The 21181-nt window shown below is 66.6% G+C and carries 19 protein-coding genes; 10 read left to right on the forward strand and 9 right to left on the reverse strand.

The window, feature by feature from the left end; genetic code table 11:
* Positions 1-17: 17 nt before the first annotated feature.
* Positions 18-1286 carry an extensin family protein gene (locus XH93_RS31165; RefSeq protein WP_139863621.1) on the reverse strand — a complete coding sequence of 423 codons (1269 nt, stop codon included), beginning with the start codon at positions 1284-1286 and terminating at the stop codon, positions 18-20.
* 635 nt (positions 1287-1921) lie between these two features.
* On the opposite strand from XH93_RS31165, the gene XH93_RS31170 reads away from it, so the two are divergent.
* The 6 genes from XH93_RS31170 (at position 1922) to XH93_RS31195 (ending at position 7696) form a co-directional block, all read left to right on the forward strand.
* Positions 1922-2686: a DUF2147 domain-containing protein gene (locus XH93_RS31170; protein WP_194470389.1), complete on the forward strand. Its 765-nt coding sequence runs from the start codon at positions 1922-1924 to the stop codon at positions 2684-2686.
* 128 nt (positions 2687-2814) lie between these two features.
* Positions 2815-3924: an AraC family transcriptional regulator gene (locus XH93_RS31175; protein WP_194470390.1), complete on the forward strand. Its 1110-nt coding sequence runs from the start codon at positions 2815-2817 to the stop codon at positions 3922-3924.
* Between the two features lie 97 nt (positions 3925-4021).
* Positions 4022-4822 (forward strand): CPBP family intramembrane glutamic endopeptidase, encoded by an 801-nt coding sequence (locus XH93_RS31180; protein ID WP_194470391.1) that lies wholly within the window; start codon positions 4022-4024, stop codon positions 4820-4822.
* Between the two features lie 21 nt (positions 4823-4843).
* Positions 4844-5458: an inner membrane-spanning protein YciB gene (locus XH93_RS31185; RefSeq protein WP_194470392.1), complete on the forward strand. Its 615-nt coding sequence runs from the start codon at positions 4844-4846 to the stop codon at positions 5456-5458.
* A 156-nt stretch (positions 5459-5614) separates the two neighbouring features.
* Positions 5615-5929, forward strand: coding sequence for a hypothetical protein (locus XH93_RS31190; protein ID WP_229179885.1), 315 nt, complete (start codon positions 5615-5617; stop codon positions 5927-5929).
* A 171-nt stretch (positions 5930-6100) separates the two neighbouring features.
* The gene (locus XH93_RS31195; RefSeq protein WP_194470394.1) at positions 6101-7696 is read left to right on the forward strand and encodes a FecR domain-containing protein; all 1596 of its coding nucleotides are present in this window, start codon (positions 6101-6103) and stop codon (positions 7694-7696) included.
* 74 nt (positions 7697-7770) lie between these two features.
* Here the strand turns inward: XH93_RS31195 and XH93_RS31200 are convergent, their stop codons facing one another.
* The 3 genes from XH93_RS31200 to XH93_RS31210 all read right to left on the reverse strand — a co-directional run bounded on the left by XH93_RS31200 (position 7771) and on the right by XH93_RS31210 (position 9453).
* Positions 7771-8598: a class I SAM-dependent methyltransferase gene (locus XH93_RS31200; RefSeq protein WP_194470395.1), complete on the reverse strand. Its 828-nt coding sequence runs from the start codon at positions 8596-8598 to the stop codon at positions 7771-7773.
* Between the two features lie 58 nt (positions 8599-8656).
* Positions 8657-9070, reverse strand: a complete 414-nt coding sequence (locus tag XH93_RS31205) for a hypothetical protein (RefSeq protein WP_194470396.1) — start codon at positions 9068-9070, stop codon at positions 8657-8659.
* Positions 9071-9147: 77 nt separating this feature from the next.
* Entirely contained in the window at positions 9148-9453 is a 306-nt protein-coding gene (locus XH93_RS31210) for a nickel-binding protein (RefSeq protein ID WP_194470397.1), read from the reverse strand.
* A gap of 157 nt (positions 9454-9610) precedes the next feature.
* On the opposite strand from XH93_RS31210, the gene XH93_RS31215 reads away from it, so the two are divergent.
* Positions 9611-11431, forward strand: coding sequence for a transcriptional regulator (locus XH93_RS31215; RefSeq protein WP_194470398.1), 1821 nt, complete (start codon positions 9611-9613; stop codon positions 11429-11431).
* Here XH93_RS31215 and XH93_RS31220 read toward each other — a convergent pair whose 3' ends face one another.
* Both XH93_RS31220 and asd read right to left on the reverse strand, forming a co-directional pair.
* On the reverse strand, positions 11432-12235 hold the full coding sequence (locus XH93_RS31220; protein WP_194470399.1) for an NUDIX hydrolase: 804 nt from the start codon (positions 12233-12235) through the stop codon (positions 11432-11434).
* A gap of 217 nt (positions 12236-12452) precedes the next feature.
* Complete coding sequence (asd, locus tag XH93_RS31225; RefSeq protein WP_194475394.1) at positions 12453-13316, reverse strand: archaetidylserine decarboxylase; 864 nt, start codon at positions 13314-13316, stop codon at positions 12453-12455.
* 34 nt (positions 13317-13350) lie between these two features.
* Here asd and XH93_RS31230 point away from each other — a divergent pair, with 34 nt between their 5' ends.
* On the forward strand, positions 13351-15015 hold the full coding sequence (locus tag XH93_RS31230; protein WP_139480037.1) for an aminotransferase class III-fold pyridoxal phosphate-dependent enzyme: 1665 nt from the start codon (positions 13351-13353) through the stop codon (positions 15013-15015).
* An 897-nt stretch (positions 15016-15912) separates the two neighbouring features.
* On the opposite strand, the gene XH93_RS31235 is transcribed toward XH93_RS31230, so the two are convergent.
* The 3 genes from XH93_RS31235 to XH93_RS31245 all read right to left on the reverse strand — a co-directional run bounded on the left by XH93_RS31235 (position 15913) and on the right by XH93_RS31245 (position 18533).
* Positions 15913-16533 (reverse strand): hypothetical protein, encoded by a 621-nt coding sequence (locus XH93_RS31235; RefSeq protein ID WP_194470400.1) that lies wholly within the window; start codon positions 16531-16533, stop codon positions 15913-15915.
* A 230-nt stretch (positions 16534-16763) separates the two neighbouring features.
* Positions 16764-17453: a class I SAM-dependent methyltransferase gene (locus tag XH93_RS31240; RefSeq protein ID WP_194470401.1), complete on the reverse strand. Its 690-nt coding sequence runs from the start codon at positions 17451-17453 to the stop codon at positions 16764-16766.
* 24 nt (positions 17454-17477) lie between these two features.
* Positions 17478-18533: a glycosyltransferase family 1 protein gene (locus tag XH93_RS31245; RefSeq protein WP_194470402.1), complete on the reverse strand. Its 1056-nt coding sequence runs from the start codon at positions 18531-18533 to the stop codon at positions 17478-17480.
* Between the two features lie 139 nt (positions 18534-18672).
* On the opposite strand from XH93_RS31245, the gene XH93_RS31250 reads away from it, so the two are divergent.
* Together XH93_RS31250 and XH93_RS31255 are read left to right on the forward strand one after the other, a co-directional pair.
* Positions 18673-20055, forward strand: a complete 1383-nt coding sequence (locus XH93_RS31250; RefSeq protein ID WP_194470403.1) for a TAXI family TRAP transporter solute-binding subunit — start codon at positions 18673-18675, stop codon at positions 20053-20055.
* Positions 20056-20364: 309 nt separating this feature from the next.
* A complete protein-coding gene (locus tag XH93_RS31255) occupies positions 20365-21147 on the forward strand; it encodes a sulfite exporter TauE/SafE family protein (RefSeq protein WP_246799342.1) in 783 nt (260 codons plus the stop codon).
* The last annotated feature ends 34 nt before the right edge of the window (positions 21148-21181 follow it).

The following is a 21181-nucleotide window of genomic DNA, read 5'->3' on the forward strand; positions in this document are numbered from 1 at the left end:
AATACGGGCGTCCTGCCCTATTCGTCGAGGAATTCGTCTTCGTCGTAAGCGCCCGCCTTGCCCCGCGGGGACGGCTTTCTGCCGCCAAGTGAACCTGTGACATAAGGTTCGCGCGCTGCATAGGGGTTGCGGGCCCCGGCGCGTGCGGCGACCTCGTCGCCGGAGACCGCCGCCGGCTGGCAAATCACGCGCCGGCTGGCCCGGCGCATCAGGTCCACATGGATGTGGTCGTAGTGATAGACGTTGGAGCCCGGCGCCAGCACGGTGTTGAACTGCTGGCAGGCCGCGGCCTGGACGTCGCGCAGAAAACCCTGCTCCTCGGGGAGGCCCTTCCAGCCGTTCTTCACCACGATGCGGCGGCCGTCGGCGAGCGTGAAGGCGGCGATGTCGAGCGCGTTGCCGAAGGCGTGCTCGGAAATATGCGCATGCGGATTGCCGTTCATGCCGCGGCAGGAATAGGCCGAGATCTGCTTGATCTCGACCACGCGCGCGCCGAACCAGCGCTGCGCCGCCGGCTGCACGGAATCGGCGAGCCAGCGCTCGAGCGCCGAGACGATTGGGCACGCCAGCGTGGCCGCCGGCTTCACCGCGACCGGGCCGACCGCCATCACCGGATTGCCGCTCGACGGACCGAGCCGCGGCGGCGCGGCGTCAGCCGGCTGCTGGGAGTAAGGTGCCGGTGAGTAAGGCGCGGCGGCGCGCTCGCGCTGCGGGTTGGCCGGCAGGCCCGGATAGTAGGGACGTTCACCGCGCGGCTCGGGCGTGCCCTCGGGCGGCAGGTCGATCTCGTCCTGCTGCGGCGGAACGCCGGGCGCCGACAGCGAGATCGGTCCGTTCGACTGGTTGCCGTAGCCCGAGTTCGGCTGATTGCCATAACTCTGCTGAGCGCCATAGCCCGGCTGGCTGCCATAGCCTGACTGGGGCTGATCGGGATAGGGCGCCTGCGCCGGCGGCGGGCTCGGTTGCCGGTTGATCGGCCAGCGCGGCTGGTTGCCGATCGCTGCCGGCGGACGCAGACTATCGTCGGCAAAGCCATAGGCCGAGCTGCTCTCGCCAAGTGCTGCCACCTTGAGCGGGAACTCGGCACCGCAGACGCCGGGGCCGGAGATCGGATCGATGCGGACGAGGTCGGGGCCTTCCTTGACCGCGCCGGATTTCAAACATGCGGCTTCGGCCTCGGCCCGCCACGGCTCGCGCTCGGCAGTCTGAAACAGACCGCGACCGCAACCAGCCAGCGAAACAAGGACAAGGGAGCCGACGAGATACAAACGAACTCCACGCGTCATGCCGCGCAGGTTCTTCGAACTTAATTAAAAGACTCTTCAACGCATTGATGTCAGGAGTCTTTAACCATGCGGCGGAACCCGGCAACGCGATCGCGCTTCGATTAGGTCTCCACTCCACTCGCCTTGTGATTGTGTCTAGCAATGATGCACTCTGGGGAAAGAGACGCCGACGGCCCAAAATATACTTGGGGAACCATCAACACGTTGATTCGACATCCGTTTTCGGGTGCATCGCAACTAAGCGTTGCGGCCGGATGCCGAGGCTGGACAGCAGGACTGACTTTTTAGGTCGGGAACGACTTGCTACCCTTTAGAGTTAATGCGGGCAGCGTTGTGAACCGAGGGAGTTTCCCAATGGATTTCGCGAGTCCTCTGCTGAGCAAGCTGAGCATTGTGGCCGCGTACATCGCGTTAGCCTTTGTCGGCGCCATCATTCTCGGCGTGTTCTGATCATCGACCAGGCAAGTAGTTTTGAGCGCCCGGCGGCCGCCCTCGCCGGGCGCTTTGCATTTCAGGGACCCCTAACGAGCCAGCGTGACCCGTATCACAGAAGCCGCGCCTGACGGCGCGTAGCCTCCTCGGCAATCCGATGCAACCAGGCGCGGATGCGCCGCCACTCTCGAGGGGAGACTGTGATGAAGAAGCTCGTTGCAATCGCCGCGCTGCTGATGGCCACGACGACCGCCCATGCCGGCGGCGCGGGCATCACCTTCCAGGTCGACGGCCAGCGCATCCACATCGAGGCGCCGCGCAATTGCAACGCGATGTCCTGCATCCGCATCTCGGCGCCCGGCTACAACGGCACGCTCGGCAACATCAATCTCAAGGGGCTTGGTTCGAAGTCGAGCGACGATGACGATGTCGTCTCGGACGCGCCGCCGCCGGCGCCGCCCGCTCCCGCACCGGTTCAGGCCGCCCCGCCGCGGCCGCAACCTGCCGCGCCCGCTGCCGCCGTGGCACCGCCCGCACCTCCTCCTGCGCCAGCCGCGACGGTCGCGACCGCAGCGCCGGCGCCGGTTGATGCCGCGCCCATCGCACCCGCGCCGGCCCCGGTCGCCGCACAGCCCCCGCCGCAGCCGCAGGCCGCTCCCGCCGCGGCAGCGCCGGCACCCGCGCCGACCGGACCGATCGGCGTCTGGGCCACCGAGGAGAACAAGGGCAACGTCCGCGTCGAAGCCTGCGGCGTCAATCTGTGCGGCTACTCGGAAAAGACCAACGAGCGGATCCTGATCAACATGAAGCCCGAAGGCAGCAAGTGGAGCGGCCGCATCCACGATCCCAATTCGGGCCGCAACTACGACTCGACGATCGCAATGAAGGGCCCGAATGCGATGCGCGTGCAGGGCTGCGCCTTCGGCGGCATGTTCTGCGGCGGCCAGACCTGGAAGCGGGTCAGCTAAGCGCGCGAGTTTGGATAATGCGCGATGTCCGCTTCCGTCCGGAGGCGGGCATCGGCGAGTGTGGCTGCAGCTTCAAGCCGATCACCGGAAACGCTATAAGGGTAGCGTCGAACCGAGGGCGGCTTGCGATGGCGTTGACGGCTCTTGATCTCGGCCTCCGCGGCGCGGTGGTCGGACTCTTTCTCGTGGTGTGTGCGGTGCTGCTGCTGCGCACCCCGGCGGTGCACCGCGCCGCGCATTTGGGCGCGGCGCTGGGCGTGGCCGGTGCGGCCTACGCGATTTCCACCGCGCCATACTTTCCGCTGTGGTCGTTCGGCTGGAATTCTCCCTTCATCGCGCTGGCGATGGGTTCTCCCGTCATTCTATGGCTTTGGGCGCGCGCGATCTTCGACGAGAGTTTTGCGCTGCGGCCCTGGCATGGCGCGGTGTGGGTGCTGGTCGCCGGCCTCGGCCTCATGACCTTCAACGGTTCGACAAATTGGCCCGGCCTTGCGGCGCTCTGCGGCCGCCTCTTGGCGCTGGCATCGATCGGCTTCGCCCTGCTGGCGGTGGCGCAGATTCCGAAGGGCTGGCGCAACGCCATCGCGACGGCGCGCGGGCGGCTGCTGGTCGCGCTGATCGTCGGGATCAGCGTCCAGATCGTGCTCAGCGCCGGCGCGGGGCTTGCCGCGATTCCGTTTCGCGCCATCAGCCTGACCGTCGCGCTGGGCCTCGGCACGTTCGGCGTGTTGTCGGTCTGGATGATGGTGTTCGATCCGCCCGAAAACCTGCCGGCTGTCGCCGCAGCCAGCGGCGGCAATGGCCAGGCTGCCCGGGCGCCGGGCCCGCTTGCGGACGCCGGCCCGTCGGCCCCGGACCATGCCGCGCTCCACCGCCTCAGGCATCTGATGGCGACCGAGCGGAGCTATCGGCAGGAGGGGCTGACCATCGGCGTGCTGGCGGTCAGGCTCGGCATGCCTGAATACCGGCTGCGCACGCTGATCAATGACGGGCTCGGCCACCGCAACTTCAACGCCTTTCTCAACCGCTACCGTCTCGACGAAGCGAAAGCTGCGCTGGCCGATCGCGGCCAGGCCGAGGTACCGGTGCTGACGATCGCGCTCGACGCCGGCTTCCAGTCGCTGGCGCCGTTCAACCGCGCCTTCAAGGCCGACACCGGATTGACCCCGACCGAGTTTCGCCGCCGGGCCGCGGCCGGGCCAACCGCCGATGCGGCGGAAATCGCCTCCTCAAACTGACAATCGCTCCTCGATTTCGAAATTCGATAGGCGCAACGCCGCGCGATCTGCCTGACTGTGCCGGTGACAGCACTGCTTCGGGAGTTCGCAGGTGAACATGGCCATACTGGACGGCGGCGCCGGATCCACGGCGCCTCAGGCCAAGGCGGGCAGCGGCGGCTGGCGCGAAGGCATCGTCGTCCTCGCGATGGTGCTGGCGCCGGTCGCACTGGCCGTGCTCCTGACCGCCGCCGGTGCCCTAGCCTACGCAAGCTGGAAAATCGTTTACAGGGACGTCGTTGAAATCCCGACATGGCGGGACCTTCAGCCGTTCGGGATGCTGGCCTATGTGGTCAGCAGCTGGATTGCGGTCGCGGCGGCCTGGCGCTGGTCGCGGCGACGGGGCTTACACCACGAGGTGTTTCTGTTCCGCCGGCTGACTTGGCCGGCGAGCGCCGCGAGCCTCGCGGGATTCTTGATCGCGCTGTACGGCGCGCCGGCCGCGACACATTGGTTGTCGCATGTCACCGGCGGCGCAGGCCCGGGCGGCCGGATCGATTTCCACAGCCCGTACATGACCGCGATCTACCTCGTGCTGTTCGTGGTCACGGCGCCGCTGTGCGAGGAAATTCTGTATCGCGGGCTGCTGGTGGCCTGGCTGCGCCGGATCGGCTGGCGAGATTCCACGATCTGGCTGGTGGGCAGCCTGATCTTCGGGGCCAATCACATCATTCCGTTCAGCCTGGTCTGGAGCGCGGTCATCACCGCCTTCGGCGCCATCCTGTTTGGGTTGCGCCTGCGCTACGGCTCCCTGACGCCCGCGTGGCTCACCCATGTGCTATTCAATGCGCAACCATTTCTGATCCTGCCGCTGATCAGCCGGATCGCGACCGCATTGCACCCTGGATCCATCTCCTGAAGATAGCGAGTTCAAGCAACGATGAAGCATTTCCTCAACGCGGCCAAATTGCTGTTTCTCGACCTGGCGTCGACGCTGTTCTTTCTCGTCGTCTATCTCTTGACCCACAACACCGCGCTGGCGGTCGGCCTCGGCATCGCATTCGGCCTTGTGCAAATCGGCAGCCAGTTGATCCGCCGCAGGCCGGTCCACGCCATGGAATGGCTGAGCCTGTCCCTCATCGTCGTCGCGGGCATCGCGACGCTGCTGACCCACGATGTGCGCTTCGTGCTGTTCAAGCCGAGCGTGATCTACGCGATCGTCGGCGCGGTGATGCTCAAGCGCGGCTGGCTGAACCGCTATGTGCCCGAGATTGCACGGACGGTGGCGCCCGACATTGCCACGGCCGTGGGCTACGCCTGGGCCGGGCTGATGTTCGTGTCCGCCGCGGTGAATGCCTTCGTCGCGCTGACCTGCAGTCTCGAGACCTGGGCCGTGGCCATGCCGATCTACGGCATCGTCAGCAAGGTGGTGGTGTTCGTCGGCGGCTTTGCCCTGCTGCGCATGACCGTGCGGCGCCGCCTCCACGCCATGCCGGCCGACCAGCGTGATGCGCTGCTGGCGCTCGACAGCGGGACGGCGACGGCCTCGCCATGACGGCCAATCCGCGGGCCCGATCTCGCTTGGTGAACGAAACAAACGGAGCGCGCGACGAAACCATTTTGGCGTCGCGACGAAGAATTGCGGAAACCGAGCGCCCCTAGTCATGCAGCCGATGCACCGCTTCGATGCGTTCGACACAAGGGGGACAAGATGGCTTTCACCGCACTCCGTCACGGCAAGCTGCTCGCTGCCACCGCGTTCGCGCTGGGTTTGTTGACCTCGGCTGCGTACGCCTACACTGACGAGCAGCAGCAGATGTGCGCCGGCGATGCGATGCGGCTGTGCAGCGCCGACATTCCCGACGTCGATCGCGTCACAGCCTGCATGATCCGCCAACGCGCGCAGCTCAGCGACGGCTGCAAGGCGGTTTTCCACTACGTGCCGCCGGCGCCGCAGCCCGCGAGCTATTCGCCGGCAGCCAAGCCGGGCAAGCCGCTCACGATTACCCCGCACAAGCGCGGCTGATCATTTCATCCAAGATCGAACACGCACCGCCGCCTCCCAAGGAAGGCGCGGTGCTTGATCGTTCCGGTCTGCCAAAATAACCTGACAAGACAACAAGGCGCGACCGTTCATTCGGCATTCAGCCTGACACGGCTCAATTGCCTCTCCGTCCGAATGCTCCCCCGGGAATTCATGCTGATGCGGCGCAGGCTGTCTTTCGCGCTTCTGCTGGGTGTCGGCGTCATGGTTGGCTGGCACACGCGAGCTGTCGCGGCGCCGGACCTGACGCGGCTTGCGCAGGCGCAGCCTGCACCGGCCGCACCAACGCCTGCGCCCGCTACGACGCCAGCGCCTGCGGCAACGCCGGCGCCCACGACCTCGGCTCCGGCCGCGAGCGCGCAGCCCGCGGCGCTCGAGCCGATCGGCAACGTCGCGACATTGACCGGCACCGCGACCGTCAAGCGCAACAACGCCACCACGCCGCTGCAGATCCGCGACGACATCTTCGCCAATGACGAGGTCGCGACCGCGGCGACCTCCTCGCTCGGCATCACTTTCAACGACGGCACCACCTTCAACCTGCGGGCCTCGACCCGGATCACGATCGACAGCTATGTCTATGAGGACGGCGGCAAGCAGAACAGCGCGCTGTTCGACGTCGCCAGGGGAACGGCGGCTTTCGTCGCCGCCGCCGTCGCCAAGACCGGCGACATGAAGATCTCGACGCCGACCGCGACGCTCGGCATCCGCGGCACCACCGGCCTCGTCGAGGTGCCCAAAGGCGCGACCGCGACCAGCAACAATGTCGGCATCAAGCTCTATCCCGACGAGGACGGCCATGTCGGGCGCATCGAGGTTCATGACCGCGGCGGCACCTCGCTCGGCGTGCTGACGCGCGCGGCGAGCGGCTTTGCGATTCGCCCCGGCGTCGGCGGAGTGCGTTTCGCCGCGGTGCCGCTGACGATCTCGCCGCAGCAGATCACCCGCGACCGCGGCTTTGTCCGCCAGGTGCACACCGCGCAATCGCTCGGCCGCCAAGTGGTGAGCGAGCAGCGCGATTTCCGCCGCGCCAATCCGGACTTCCGCCGCAGCAATCCGGCGGCGCCGTATCCGAACCGCGGCCAGCCGGTGCAGCCGAACCAGCAGCGGCCGAACGCCCTGCCGGGCCAGAACCGCAACGCGCCGGGACAGCCGGGTCAGCAGAACCGTCCGGGCCAGTTGCAGCAGCAGCCCGGCCAGCAAAACCGTCCCGGTCAACCGCCGCGACCGGGCACGCCGGGCCGGCAAGGCTCGCAGCAGCCGGGCACGCAGCAGCAGGGCGCGGCGGGTCATGCTTTGCCCGGCCAGCCCGGCGGCACGGCGCTGCCGCGCACGCCCGGCGCGCAGACGCCGGCCGGACAGCGGCCGACGGGACAACAGCCGGCGGGACAACAGCCGGGACGCCAGGAGCCTTCGCGACAGGGCGGCGCGCCCGCGCCCGCCGGGCAGGCATCGCCCGCACGTCAGGGCGGCTTGCAGCCGGGACGCCCGCAGCAGCAGCCCAGCGTGCAGCAACCGGGCGGCGTGCGGCAACCTGGTCAACTGCAGGGCCAGCCCGGCTACCCACGCCAGGGCCTTGCACCGGCGGTGCCGGGACAGATACGGCCGGGCTTCCAGCAAGCGGTGCCGGGCGGCCGGCTCGTGCCCGGCCTGCTGCGCCCAGGTGCGCAGCCGCGCCCCGGCGTCCAGCAGCAGCGGCGACCGGCTCCGGCGCGGCAAGGGAAACCGCCCAAGGACCAGCGTCAGTAGATCAGACACGCGAGCGCGGCACGGGCGATTACGCCAGTGCCGCGCGCGCGAATTCGACGAACGCCAACGGCGGATCAGCCGTTCCTGGTGATGACGGCCTCGAGATATTCGCCGGGAACGACCAGCGTTCCGTCGGTCGCCGTATTGAACCGGTCCACGAGGGCGAGCATGTCGGCGGCGAGCGCCTGCTGCTTGTCGGCGTCGAGCGCACCGAAGGCCTTCAGCACCGGCCCGTAATAGGTGCGGAAGATCTCGAGCAGGTGTTCGCGCGATTTGTAGCGGAAGTTGAAGTGCTTCGATTTGGCGGCAATGCTCGCGCGCGGGCCGAACAGCGCGGCGAGATGCGCCTCGGTGCCCCATAGCGCGGGAGACTTCACGCCCGGCGCCGGCGGGACATATTTGCCGATGGTCTTGAAGATGTTGCCGACAAAACTGTCCGGCGTCCAGTTGGCGAGGCCGATCTTGCCGCCGACGCGGCAGACGCGCAGCAGCTCATTGGCGGCGCGCTGCTGGTCGGCGGTGAACATCACGCCGAATGTCGACAGCACGACATCGAAGCGCCGGTCGGGAAACGGCAGGTTCTCCGCGTCAGCTTCCTGGAACGTCACCGGCAGACGCTCGGCCGCCGCCCGCTCGCGGCCGCGCTCGAGCAGCGCGCCGACGTAATCGGTCGAGACCACATCGGCAAAGCGCCGCGCCGCCGCGAGCGTCGCATTGCCGTTGCCGGCGGCGACGTCGAGCACGCGCTGATTGCTGCGCAGGTCGACGGCCTCGCAGAGCGTCTCGCCGACGATCTGCAGCGTGGTGCCGACGATGGCGTAGTCACCCGAGCTCCAGGTGGCTTGCTGCCGCGCCTTCACGGCAGCGAGATCGACGGCGGGCGTTTCGGTCTGAACATTCATTGCTATCTCCCTCGAGAGGTGTCGTGATGAAAATGCAGTGCTGAAAATGTGCTGCGGACTATTCCGTGCGCTGGTCGGGGATGTCAGGACTCGCGGACGCGACCACGAGGCGCCATTCCGAGCTGAGGCGACAGCGCTGCCTGGTGCGTTGCTGCGAGACCGCCTGCTCCGCTTGCGCCTCATGATGGTCCCGTACAACCAGGTCCGCGGCCATGGTGAACACGGGTGAAGAGCCACCTGCGATCACCAAGGCAAAGAGCGCGCGCCGCATGATCGGCCGCGAGGGCCGGACGCCGAGGTTCGGCAACGGTCGGCCGCCGAAGCTGCGCAGCATGACGCGGCTGACCTGCCGCGCACGATTTGCAAGCATGCGAGCGACCGACTGATTGACGATCCGGCTGAAGCGCGAAAGGACAAAGGAAAAATACTTTTGCGCCGGACTAAAAACTGGCTCCATGAAAGAGAAAGACATTATCGTATCCTTGATCGTGATGTGACGGCGTGCCGGATCGTCGGATCGGGATGCGCCATCGGACGCTTCGCAAAGCGTCACTCAGCGGCAATGGGCGGTTCGACGGGATCGCCGCGCACCACGACGGTGGTCGCGACCTTGTAAAATTCCTCACCGGGCATGCCGACGCGGCGAGCATGCTCGCGGATCGAGTTGCCGTCACGCGCCTCGTATATGCAGAAGGTGCCAATGCGACCATCTGCCTCATGCACCACGTAGCTGCGGATCCATCGCACGCGATCGGACATCTGCTCGTTGCCGATCCGGGCGGAGGTCGCACCGGCGGCCTGCAGCTCGGCCATGTTGGCCCAGGCGCTGGGGCGGCGAATGACGTAGAGATCCATGGAAATGCTCCTCGATGACGAATTGTTGAACGGTGGGTCGCGACGATCGCGAGCCGTGAGGAGCTATATGCGCTGCCGGCGCTGACTGTCCTTACCGCGGACTGATCATTGTCTGATCTTTGCCTGAACCTTTTCCACGGCGGCCGGACTCACCGACATGGCCTTCGCCTTTGGACCGTTCGAGCTTGACGAAGCGGGCCGCGTCGTGTTGTGCGCGCGGCAAGAGGTCCCATTACAGCCGCGTGTCTTCGACCTGCTGGTCTATTTCGTTCATCACCGCGGCCGCGTCGTCTCCAAGGATGAACTGCTGGACGCGGTGTGGCCCGACGTCACAGTCACCGACAACTCGCTGCAGCGCGCCGTGAGTGCGTTGCGCGCCGTGCTGCGCAAGGGCGGCATGGAGCATGCGATCCGAAACCTGCCGGGCAAGGGATATCGCTTCAGCCTCGAGGCCGAGAGCGCGCAACCGCTGCAGGCTGCCGAGCCGCAGCTTGGCGAAAGCGCCGGCGCGATCGGTCTCGCGCGGCGCGCCGTGGCCGGACAATTGTGGCTGCAGGCCGCCAGCCTGTTCGAGAGCGGGCATGAGGACGGCGCACTCACCGCCGACGATTTGCACGACTGGGCGCTGGCGCTGCAATGCCTCGGCAAACCTGCGGCGGCGATTCCAATTCTGGTTCGCGCGGTCAGTGCACGCGCCAAGGCGGGCGATGCCGCCGGTGCCGCGGCCGACGCGATCACGCTGTCGGGCCTGCATTTCGAATGCGGCCAGGCCGCGATCGGCAAGGGCTGGCTGGCTCGCGCGGAAGACTGGGCGTCCGGGCTGAACGATCCGCCGACCAGCGCGCTGGTGCTGTGGATGAAATCGAAGCTCGCCGCATTCGACGGCGATCCGGAACAGGCGCTCGCCTTGGCCGACACCGCCTACACATCGGTCCGGCACAAGGACGCGATCGGCATCGAGGCGGTGAGCCTTGCCTATCGCGGCTTCTACCGGCTGTGCCTCGGCGACACCAGCGGCGGACTGGCCGATCAGGACCATGCCGCCGCGCTCGCGCTCTCCAGCAACACGCTGGATCCGATCATGGCCGGCCTGCTCTACTGCAACATCCTGTGGGCGGCGCGGATGTTCGGCGACTGGGCGCGCGCCGACCAATGGACACGCGGCTACCAGAGCTTTTGCTCGGGCAGCGGCATGGAGCTGACGGGGTCCTGCCAATTGCACCGCTCCGAGGTGCTCGGCATCCGCGGCTCGCTCGGCGAAGCGCTGTCGCGTATCCAGGACGCGCTGACGCGGCTGACCAGCGATGCGCCGTGGTCGATCGGCGACGCCAACCGCGTGCTGGGCGAGATACAAGCCGCGATCGGCAATGATGACGCGGCGCTCGCGGCCTATGACAGGGCCTACGCGCTGGGCTGGTGTCCGGAGCCGGGCCGCGCAATGCTGCTGCTGGCAAGAGGCGAAGCCGAAGCCGCCTATGCCAGCCTCGAGCGGAGCCTGATCGGCAAGACCTGGTGGACATTGCAGCGCCGCGGAATCCTGCTGGCGCATCTGGCGCTGGTTGCGGCCCACACCCATCGGAACGAGCAGGCGGAAAGCCTGATCCGCGAGCTGTCCGGCAGTCCGGATCGCTGGCCGATGCCCTCGATCCGCGCGCTCACCAACGAGGCGCAGGCGATCCTCGCGCTCGGCCGGCAGGATCATGGCGCGGCGTTGCGGCACCTGCATCTGGCGCGACAACTGTGGTCGAGCATCGAGGGGCGGGTTCAGGCGGTGCGGCTGCGGCTGCAGATCGCCAGGCTGCAGTTCGAACGCGACGACATTCGCGGCGCCGCGACCGAGGTCCACGCCGCCCGGCTGATTGCGAGCGAGTTGGGATCGCGCAAGCTGGAAGCCGACTGCATCGCGCTAGAGCGCGACATCGACTGGGCGACGGGCCGCCGCGCCGTCGCGGGTCAGCGCCACCAGTTGCGTGGTTGATCACGCGGCGCGGCGCAGCCAGTCGCGCACGCGATCGAGCAGGTTCTTGCGCAGGATCGGCTGGGCCGCGGCGCCGATCGGCGCGATCTCCGGCGCAAATGACGGCGAGGTTGCCGGCGCCGCCGGGCCTGCGGCCTGCTCGCTCGCGATGCCATCGCCCGCATCGGCAGCAGCCTCCTGCGGCGCCGTAACCGGCGCCTCAGGCTCGGCGTGCGCCACAACCTCGGGCGTTTCCGCGACCTCTGGCATTTCCGCGGCCTCGGGCGCCTGTGCGACCACCGGCGTGTCGACAACCGGCGTCCCCTCGACGGCCGGCACCTGCCCAGCAAGCCGACTCTTCCGCCGTTCAGCAGCCACGGCGCGCAAACGCGCCCGCCGCTCGCGTTCGGCCAGCGCCGCGGACTGCAACGCGATCGGGCCGACATTTTCAAGGAACGTGCGTTCATAGCTGCGCGACAGCCGTTCGAGTGCCTGTTCGAGCGGCAGCCAGTCGACCTCGCGGATGTCGCTCATCAACTCGCGCACCGGCCGGCCGCCAGCATCCATGCGCCAGTAATGCACAACTTTCGAACGGCCGCCGGATTCGTAGACCAGCGTGCCCAGGAACTCGTGCACGTCGACGGCGTGGCCGGTTTCCTCCAGCACCTCGCGTTCGGCGGCGGCGCGCGGCGTCTCGCCGTCATCGAGCTTGCCCTTCGGCAGCACCCATTCATTGCGCTTGCGCAGGCGCACGACGGCAATCCGCGGCGGTGACTCCCGCCGCAGCACAATGCCTCCCGCCGCCAGAACAGGCGTCCGCGCCATCAGAAATCCCAAGGTTTGCGATTTGCAATCGTCGCACGACGATCACGTCCATACTAGAGCATGATCGGCAAAAGTGGAAACCGGTTTTCCCCGCGACAACTGCAAAACATCTGCGTCGAGATCATGCGCAAAAATGCGGCGACGAAACGATCAAATCGGGATTCCTGTTTTGACGCGTTTTCTTCACGCGAACCGGTGCCCACTTCGCTCGAAAACGCTATGGCTTGCGCAGCAGCGGCTCGCCGCATTTGATCCGCGTTCCCTCCGCGACGTTGTCACAGAATTCGAAATGATCGGGCGCCAGCACGATGATGGTCGAGCCATGCTCGAACCAGCCGAGTTCGTCGCCCTTTTTCACCTGCGTATCGCAGGGAAAATCCACCGGTCCCCGCGACTGCGCATTCAGTGTGACGTCGAGGAAATGCAGGCGGATGCTCGCGACCAGGATGGCGGCGACCGGAACCATGGTGAAGGCCTCGCCGGTCGAGAGCTTTGCGCGCAGCACCGCGCGCTCGTTCTTGCAGAACAGCCGCTCGATCCGCTTCAGCGCGATCGGATTGACGTTCCAGACGTCGCCATGAATGAATGTGACCTTGCCGATGGCAAGGTCATAGGGCGCATGGAAGCGGTGATACATGCTCGAGGTCAGCCGCAGCGTGACGAAGCGGCCGTTCTTGTGCTGCTCGACCAGCGCGGGGTCGCCGACCAGATCGAGCAGCGAATAGGGCGCGCCCTTGACCTGGAACAATTGCCCGTCCTCGATCCGGCCATGGGCGCCGATGATCGCGTCCGACGGGCTGGCGATGATCGCGGGGTCGGCCGCCGCCGGGCGCAGGCCGGGCTTGAGCTCGCGGGTGAAGCAGTCGTGCAGGCTCCTGAACTCGGTCTTCTTGGCCTCGGACAGATCGAGGTCGGAGAACAGCTTCCAGCAGGCGATCGAGGCGTCGCGGACCAAGGGGTTCTCGACCTTGGAGAACCAGCCCATGAACCGGGTCAGGGCCGCCCGTGGAATCCGGTTGGTGAGCAGGAAATTCAGGTCTTCCTGCTGGGTGAATGCCGAGATCAGGCCCTTGACTGTCATGAATCTGTTAGGTGCCGAGGCTAGCGCTTCTGTCATGGAAACATCCCTTCCGATTCTCTCGCTGTCCGCCGCCGCGCTTGCCGGCGCCGCCGCAGCTTTCCCCAAAATTCAGGCCCGCATCGCGCTGTCGCGCGCCAAACACCGCTCGCTGACCGGACATTCCAAGATGTCCAAGATGGTGGCGCGGATGGTGCCGAAATACGAATTCGACATCGACGAGTTCTTCCGCTCCGACGGCGCGCCGTCCGAGGTCGCGATGCAGCGGCAGGACGGCTTCTTCCGCCTCGCCGGCCTCTACAAGGAGCGCTACCCCAAGGGCCGCGCGCTGACCGCCGAGGTCTCGGACCGCATCTCCGATCTGCAGTTCACCGAATCCTACCGGGTGCCGTTCCAGTACAGCCGCCTGGTGCGCGAGCATCTCAACACCTCGGCCTTCATGCAGGCCTCGAGCGGCGTCACTGTGACCGACGTCGACGGCAACACGTTCTACGACCTGACCGGCTCCTACGGCGTCAACATCTTCGGCAACGACTTCTACAAGGAGTGCATCGCCGAGGGTGAGAAGCGCGCCCATGGGCTCGGCCCCGTGCTCGGCCCCTACCACCCGATCATCACCGACAATGTGAAGCGGCTCTGCGAGATCTCCGGCCTCGACGAGGTCTCGTTCCACATGTCCGGCACCGAGGCGGTGATGCAGGCGGTGCGGCTCGCGCGCTACCACACCAAGCGCAAGCGCCTGGTCCGCTTCGCCGGCGCCTATCACGGCTGGTGGGGCGACGTGCAGCCGGGCGTCGGCAACCCGGTGTCGCCGCACGAGACCTTCACCCTTGCCGAGATGTCGGAGAAGACGCTGCACGTGCTGCGCACCCGCAGCGACATCGCCTGCGTGCTGGTCAACCCGCTGCAAGCGCTGCATCCGAACGCCAACGCACCCGGCGATTCCGCGCTGGTCGACTCGTCGCGCTCCTCGAAATACGACCGTGCCGCCTACACCGACTGGCTGAAGCAGCTGCGCGAGGTCTGCACCGCGCGCGGCATCGTGCTGATCTTCGACGAGGTGTTCGTCGGCTTCCGCCTCGCCGCCGGCGGCGCCCAGGAATATTTCGGCGTCAAGGCCGACATGGTGACCTACGGCAAGAGCCTCGCCGGCGGCCTGCCGGTCGGCGTGGTGTGCGGCCGCAAGGATCTGATGCGGCGCTTCCGCGACGACCGTCCTGCCGATGTCTGCTTCGCCCGCGGCACCTTCAACTCGCATCCCTACGTCATGACGTCGATGGACGAGTTCTTGAGCCGGCTCGCCAGCCCTAACTTCCGCTCGATCTACAACGGGCTGGAGGAGACCTGGAACGGCCGCGCCAAGGCGCTGAACGACCGGCTCGAAGCGCAGGGGCTGCCGGTTCGCGTCGGCAACATCTCGTCGATCTGGACGGTCTATTACACCGAGCCGTCCCGCTACAACTGGATGCTGCAATATTATCTGCGCGCCGAGGGCCTGGCCTTGAGCTGGGTCGGCACCGGCCGGCTGATCTTCAGCCTGAACTATAACGACGCCGACTTCACCGAGGTCGCCGACCGCTTCGTCGCCGCCGCGGAGAAGATGAAGCGCGACAGCTGGTGGTGGCACAAGGACGGCCTCACCAACAAGAACATCAAGCGCCAGATCCTGCGCGAAATGGCTGCCGCGAAGTTCAAGCGCTGAGCGCAGCCACGAGCACCGCTCTCTCGCCCCCTCGCCCCGCTTGCGGGGAGGGGGTCGGGGTGAGGGGGGGTCTCCCCAAAGCCGGTGACAGACGGACTCGCGGAGAGGCCCCCTCACCCGGATTGCATCTGCGATGCAATCCGGCCTCTCCCCGCAAGCGGGGCGAGGCGAAGCGGGTGTGCCGGGGACGTGCCCTCGCGATAAGGCTGCGCACAACTCTTTCCCTCCCTCGCCCCGCTCTTGCGGGGAGAGGGTCGGGGTGAGGGGCTGCGTCCACATAATTGATGCCAGACGGACTCGCGGAGGCTCCCCCTCACCCGGATTGCATCTGACGATGCGATCCGGCCTCTCCCCGCAAGCGGGGCGAGGCGAAGCGGGTGTGCCGGGGACGTGCCCTCGCGATAAGGCTGCGCACAACTCTCTCCCTCCCTCGCCCCGCTCTTGCGGGGAGAGGGTCGGGGTGAGGGGCTGCGTCCACATAATTGCTGCCAGACGGACTCGCGGAGGCTCCCCCTCACCCGGATTGCATCTGACGATGCAATCCGGCCTCTCCCCGCAAGCGGGGAGAGGCGAAGTGAGTACGCGGCTTAGTCGTCCAAGCCCTGAGACAAGGCACAACTGTCTCCCCCCCTCGCCCCGGTTGCGGGGCCGCGACGAGCAAAGCTCGCGCTGAGAGGGTTGGGGTGAGGGGGAGTCTTCGCGAAACCGGTGAGAGATGGACTCGCGGAGAGTCCCCCTCACCCGGATTGCATCTGCGATGCAATCCGGCCTCTCCCCGCAAGCGGGGCGAGGCGAAGTGAGCGTATGGCCGACGAGATTCAATCGAAGTGGTCCCAAGACGTCGATGCCCGGGACTGGCCCGGGCATCACGCAGTTCGAAGGTTGGGGGATCAACGATCAGGCGGCGTGCTTGACGTGCTTCTCGAGACCCGGATCGATCAGCTCGCCCTTCATCAGGAACAGCGGCGCCTTGTGATAGAGCTTCAGGTCGTTGAAGGGGTCGGTGATGATCTTGGTCGCCCAGACCAGCCCGGTCTCGATGTCGCGGATGAAGAACAGGTGCACGGTGCGGAACAAGAGACCGCCGATGCCGACCGCAAGCCAGATCTTGGCCACCTGGCGGGTGAAGTCGCCCATCGTGACCCAGGGCTTGAACAGGCCGAACAGGGTCGGATCGAAGTACAGCACCATCGGCGAGAGCGCCCAGATCGACATCAGCACGACCTTGCGCTGCAGATTGTAGCCGACCTTGATGTCTTCCTTGTGCTCGTGGGTGGCGTGGTTGACGTGGTCGTAGCCCTTCGGCTCGAAGAAGAAGTGACCCGCCTGGCGCGAGGTCATCGAGACCAGCCAGCCGACCAGCGCCGACACCACCGGATCGAAGAACAGCATCACATAGGCGAACAGGAAGCTCAGCGCGCTGACGAAGTGCAGGCTCTGGTTGATGCGGCTGTGATGATAGTAGCGGTGGTCATCCCAGCGCTGGGTACGCAACTCTTGCAGAAAATTCTTGATCATTGGTTCCCCCAACATCTTTCGGAACTTGGTTTACAGGGATTCGATGTACGGCGTGTGACATCATCATAATGACATATAACGATGTGGAGCGACGCCTTGACGCAACCGGAGAGTGCCTCGCCTCACCCGGCACGCGCACTCGCGGTGGATGAGGCCGAGGCTCGGTACCGTAGTTTCCCGGTTCGAGGCGGCGCTGTGCGCCACCTCACGCGGGAGCAACGGCGGCGGTGTTAGGCCGCTTTGGCGACCTCCGCCTTGCGGAAGCGGACCAGCGAGAAGTGGCCGAGCGGCGGGATCAGGCGGCGCTCGGCGAGCTCCATGCCGTGCGCGCCGGAGAGCCACTTGGTGTAACGCGACCAGGCGAACTCGGCGGTGCGGAAGCCGAGCGGACGCACCACCGGCTGCAGCCGCTGCTCGATGAAGCGGCGGACGCCGGCGTCGGCGCTGACACGGGTCAGGATGATCAGCTCGCCGCCCGGGCGCACCACGCGGGCGAACTCGTCGAGCGCGGCTTCCGGGTTCGGCACCGCCGACAGCACGTACTGCGCCATCACCACGTCGAACGAATTGTCCGGGAATTCGAGCTTCTCGGCGTCCATCACCGCGAGCCCCTCGACATTCTTCAGGCCGTATTCGGTGACCCGCTTCTTGGCCTTCTCCAGCATGGCTTCGGAGATGTCGGTGCCGAAGATGCGGACATTCTGGCTATAGAGCGGCAGCGAGATGCCGGTGCCGACGCCGACTTCGAGCACACGGCCGCCGATCTTGTTGGTGGCCTGGATCGCGGCCTGCCGGCCCTTGCTGAACACGCCGCCGAAAACGAGGTCATAGATCGGCGCCCAGCGGTCATAGGCCTGCTCGACCGTTTCGCGGTCGAAGTCCATGGAGCGCTTTGCGTCCAGCTTGAGGATGTTAGCCATAGTCCCTTGTCTCTCGTTCGTTTGTTAATTCGAAACCGCGGTCTGGCCGGCGACGCGGCGGGCGGGCCGCGGCGCGCGGCTCGGCTGCAGCGTGGCCAGATTGCCGATGAACTGACGCGCACTGTTTTCCCAGGAGCGTTCCAGCGCAAAGTTGCGACAGGCTTCGCGCGACATCGTCAGCGCGCGCAGGCAGGCCTTGTGCAGGTCGTTGTCGATCGCGCCGATCGGATGATCCGCGATCACGTCCTTCGGGCCGGTGACCGGAAACGCGGCGACCGGCGTGCCGCAGGCCAGCGCCTCGAGCTGCACGACGCCGAAGGTGTCGGTGAGGCTCGGGAACACGAAGACGTCGGCGGCGGCGAGGTGCGAGGTCAAATCCTGGCCCTTCTTCTCGCCAAGGAAAATCGCATCCGGATATTTCTGTTCCAGCGCCGCCTTCTGCGGTCCGTCGCCGACCACGACCTTGGAACCGGGCAGCTCCAGCGACAAGAAGGCGTCGAGGTTCTTCTCCACCGCGACGCGGCCCATGGTCATGAAGATCGGCCGCGGCAGATCGAGCTTGGCCGGCTGGTCCGGGTTGAACAGGCGGGTGTCGACGCCGCGGGTCCAGAAGCCGAGCTTGCGGAAGCCACGCTCGGCGAGCTCGGTCCGCAGCGAGTCGGTCGCCACCATCGTCATCGATCCGGCGGCGTGGAAGTGGCGCAGCACGGCGTAGCCGACGCTGTCGGGAATGCCGGTCCGCACCGAGACATATTCCGGGAAGCGCGTGGTGTAGGACGTGGTGAAGGCGAGCTTGTTGCGCTTGCAATAGCCGCGCACCGCCCAGCCGATCGGCCCTTCGGTCGCGATGTGGATCGCCTCGGGCGCGGCCTGCTCGATCCGGCGCGCGATCTCGCGGCGGTTCGGCAGCGCCATGCGCAGGCCCGGATAGGTCGGCACGCCGACCGAGGGAAAGCCGTCCGGCGTCAAGAATTCGATCTCGGCGCCGAGCGTCGCGGCGCTGCGCGACAGCGAGGTCAGCGTCCTCACCACGCCGTTGACTTGCGGATGCCAGGCATCGGTCGCAACCAGTATGCGCATTGCAGGAGATCCAGATCGTTAACGTTTGATTCTGCTCGCACGACGTTCTGACATGGATGTTTCAAACGTATGACGTCATCGAAATGTTAGGTTCTTTTTGAACCCGCAGTCCCCGTTTTTCGTGTAACGTGACAGTAAGATGTCAGAGCAGAGTGAAAATCCCGGCGCCGTGCGCCGCAGGCTGAGGCGGCGAAACTGGTCGCTGCTGATCCTTGCGGTCGGCATCTTCGTGTTCGGCCTCTGCGCCGGCGCGCTGTACTATGCGCTGCGCCCGGTGACGCTGCAGGTTGCGGTCGGCCCGACCGGCAGCGACGATGTGAAGATGATGCAGGCCTTCGCGCAGACGTTTGCGCGCGACGGCAGCGCGGTGCGGCTGAAGCCGGTGATAACGGCGGGCGCCGCCGAGAGCATCGCGCTGTTTGCCGCGAACAAGGCCGACCTCGCGGTCGCGCGCGGCGATCTCAATCTGCCGGCGAGCGCGGAGTCGGTCGCGATCCTGCGCAAGAACGTCGTCGTGCTGTGGGCGCCCTCCGGCGCGAAGGGCGCCCGGCGCTCGGCAGCGCGGATCAAGAGCATCGACGACCTCGCCGGCCGCAAGGTCGGCGTGATCGGCAGCACGCAGGCCAATGTCACGCTGCTGCGCGTGATCCTGAGCGAGTCCGGCGTCAATCCCGACAAGGTCGCGGTCGCCCAGTTCTCGACCAAGCAGATCGCCGATCTGGCGCGCGATCCCTCGCTCGACGCCTACATGGCGGTCGGCCCGCTCGACAGCAAGGTCACCACCGAAGCGATCTCGGCAACCGCTGCGGCCCGCGGCGAGCCACGCTTCCTGCCGGTCGATGTCTCGGAAGCGATCGCGCAGAAACATCCGCTCTACGAATCCGAGGAGATCCCGGGCAGCATCTTCTCGTCGTCGCCGGCGCGGCCCGAGGACAAGGTCGAGACCGTCAGCGTCAACCATCTCTTGATCGCGCAGCACGCGCTGAACGATGCCACCGTCGGCGCGCTGGCCCGGCAATTGTTCGCCCTGCGCCAGCAGGTCGCCCATGAGGCGCCGGCAGCCTCCAAGATCGAGAAGCCCGACACCGACAAGGACGCCGCGCTGCCGGCGCATCAGGGCGCCGCCGCCTATATCGACGGCACCGAGCGCACCTTCCTGGAAAAATACTCCGACTATCTCTGGGCCGGAATCCTGCTGATCTCCGGCCTCGGCTCGGCGGGCGCCTGGCTGCGCCACTACATGAAGCGCAACGAGCGCGAGCAGTACATCACCCATCGCGACAATCTGCTCGCGCTCATCACGCGGGTGCGCAGCGCCGAGACGCCGGAACAGCTCGAGGCGATGATGAGCGATGCCGACGATCTCCTGCGCGAGGCGCTCGACTGCTACGACGACGGCGCGATCGAGGAAGGCGATCTCGCGGTCATCGCGCTGACGCTGGAGCAATTCCATCACGCCATCGCCGATCGCCGCGCCGTGATCGGCGGCGACCGCCCCGGCCTGCCGCGGCTACGCGCCTAGCGCTCGCCTATAATTTCGGGATAATGGAATAATACCGGTGAGTTGCCCGACGTGTCAAGGCCGTATCGCCGGTCGGCCGCCGGCTACTTTGCATGGGGTTGTTTTTCGGCATTTTGGCAGACGCCCCCCGCGACGGCCCGCAAGGGGGTGAGAGAGAGCGCAGTTCCGACGCGGTTGCCGTTCGACCTGATCTCAACAACACCGCGCGGAATTGCACCGAGAGCAATGTGCTCCGAGAGCAATATAAAAGTTGCGCGCGCATGCACGCGATACCATGTTGCTCATCATCGCAACGCATCGCACAGCACCATGACCGCCTCCGCCATCGCAGAACTGCCCGGGCCATACATGCTCGCGGTTGCGTTCGCCGGCGTGTTCCTGATCGCCTTCATGAAGGGTGCGTTCGGCGGCGGCTTTGCCATCGTCGGCATCCCGCTATTGTCGCTGGCGATGGATCCGATCGCCGCCGGCGCGCTGCTGGCGCCGCTGTTCGTCGTCATGGACATCACGGCGCTGCGCTTCTGGCGGCCGAGCACCTGGTCGCGCGCCGACCTCGCGATGCTGCTGCCGGCGCTCATCGTCGGCATCGGCCTCGGCTATTTCGTGCTGCGCGATCTCGGCCGCCACGCGGTGGAGATCGTGATGGGCGTCGTCACGCTGGCGTTCGCCGCGACCTGGTTTCTCGGCGGCGGCGAGATCAAGCCGCGGCCGCGCTCGACCATCAAGGCTTCGTTGGCCGGGCTCGGCTCGGGCGTCACCACGATGGTCGCGCACTCCGGCGGACCGCCGCTGGCGATGTACCTTTTGCCGCTCGGCATGCCGAAGGCGCTCTACGCCGGCACCACCAGCCTGTTCTTCACGGTCGGCAACCTCTTGAAGGCGGGCCCGTGGCTGGTGCTCGCCACGCCCTCGCGCAGCCTGTGGATGCTGATGGCGCTGTGCGTGCCAGCGGTACCCGCCGGGGTCTGGGCCGGCTGGCGGCTGCACGAGCGCCTCGACCAGCGCGCGTTGTACCGCGCCTGCTACGCCATTCTTGTCGTCACCGCGGCCAAGCTGCTGTGGGACGGCCTCGCCGGATACATCCGGTTCTGAAGCCCGCAGCCGATCCCGGCTGTGCTTCGGATGC

The organism is Bradyrhizobium sp. CCBAU 51753 (assembly GCF_015291565.1).
In the GTDB taxonomy this organism is placed as follows: domain Bacteria; phylum Pseudomonadota; class Alphaproteobacteria; order Rhizobiales; family Xanthobacteraceae; genus Bradyrhizobium; species Bradyrhizobium ivorense.

Bases quoted from the DNA above. Each gene is read 5' to 3' on its own strand.
- XH93_RS31220 (WP_194470399.1), bottom strand. From the start codon at position 12,235: ATGGCGCGGACGCCTGTTCTGGCGGCGGGAGGCATTGTGCTGCGGCGG.
- XH93_RS31240 (WP_194470401.1), bottom strand. From the start codon at position 17,453: ATGGCTAACATCCTCAAGCTGGACGCAAAGCGCTCCATGGACTTCGAC.
- XH93_RS31210 (WP_194470397.1), bottom strand. From the start codon at position 9,453: ATGGATCTCTACGTCATTCGCCGCCCCAGCGCCTGGGCCAACATGGCC.
- XH93_RS31255 (WP_246799342.1), top strand. From the start codon at position 20,365: ATGACCGCCTCCGCCATCGCAGAACTGCCCGGGCCATACATGCTCGCG.
- XH93_RS31200 (WP_194470395.1), bottom strand. From the start codon at position 8,598: ATGAATGTTCAGACCGAAACGCCCGCCGTCGATCTCGCTGCCGTGAAG.
- XH93_RS31180 (WP_194470391.1), top strand. From the start codon at position 4,022: ATGGCCATACTGGACGGCGGCGCCGGATCCACGGCGCCTCAGGCCAAG.
- XH93_RS31245 (WP_194470402.1), bottom strand. From the start codon at position 18,533: ATGCGCATACTGGTTGCGACCGATGCCTGGCATCCGCAAGTCAACGGC.
- XH93_RS31250 (WP_194470403.1), top strand. From the start codon at position 18,673: ATGTCAGAGCAGAGTGAAAATCCCGGCGCCGTGCGCCGCAGGCTGAGG.
- asd (WP_194475394.1), bottom strand. From the start codon at position 13,316: ATGACAGTCAAGGGCCTGATCTCGGCATTCACCCAGCAGGAAGACCTG.
- XH93_RS31235 (WP_194470400.1), bottom strand. From the start codon at position 16,533: ATGATCAAGAATTTTCTGCAAGAGTTGCGTACCCAGCGCTGGGATGAC.
- XH93_RS31230 (WP_139480037.1), top strand. From the start codon at position 13,351: ATGGAAACATCCCTTCCGATTCTCTCGCTGTCCGCCGCCGCGCTTGCC.
- XH93_RS31185 (WP_194470392.1), top strand. From the start codon at position 4,844: ATGAAGCATTTCCTCAACGCGGCCAAATTGCTGTTTCTCGACCTGGCG.
- XH93_RS31165 (WP_139863621.1), bottom strand. From the start codon at position 1,286: ATGACGCGTGGAGTTCGTTTGTATCTCGTCGGCTCCCTTGTCCTTGTT.
- XH93_RS31205 (WP_194470396.1), bottom strand. From the start codon at position 9,070: ATGTCTTTCTCTTTCATGGAGCCAGTTTTTAGTCCGGCGCAAAAGTAT.
- XH93_RS31170 (WP_194470389.1), top strand. From the start codon at position 1,922: ATGAAGAAGCTCGTTGCAATCGCCGCGCTGCTGATGGCCACGACGACC.
- XH93_RS31175 (WP_194470390.1), top strand. From the start codon at position 2,815: ATGGCGTTGACGGCTCTTGATCTCGGCCTCCGCGGCGCGGTGGTCGGA.
- XH93_RS31190 (WP_229179885.1), top strand. From the start codon at position 5,615: ATGGCTTTCACCGCACTCCGTCACGGCAAGCTGCTCGCTGCCACCGCG.
- XH93_RS31195 (WP_194470394.1), top strand. From the start codon at position 6,101: ATGCTGATGCGGCGCAGGCTGTCTTTCGCGCTTCTGCTGGGTGTCGGC.
- XH93_RS31215 (WP_194470398.1), top strand. From the start codon at position 9,611: ATGGCCTTCGCCTTTGGACCGTTCGAGCTTGACGAAGCGGGCCGCGTC.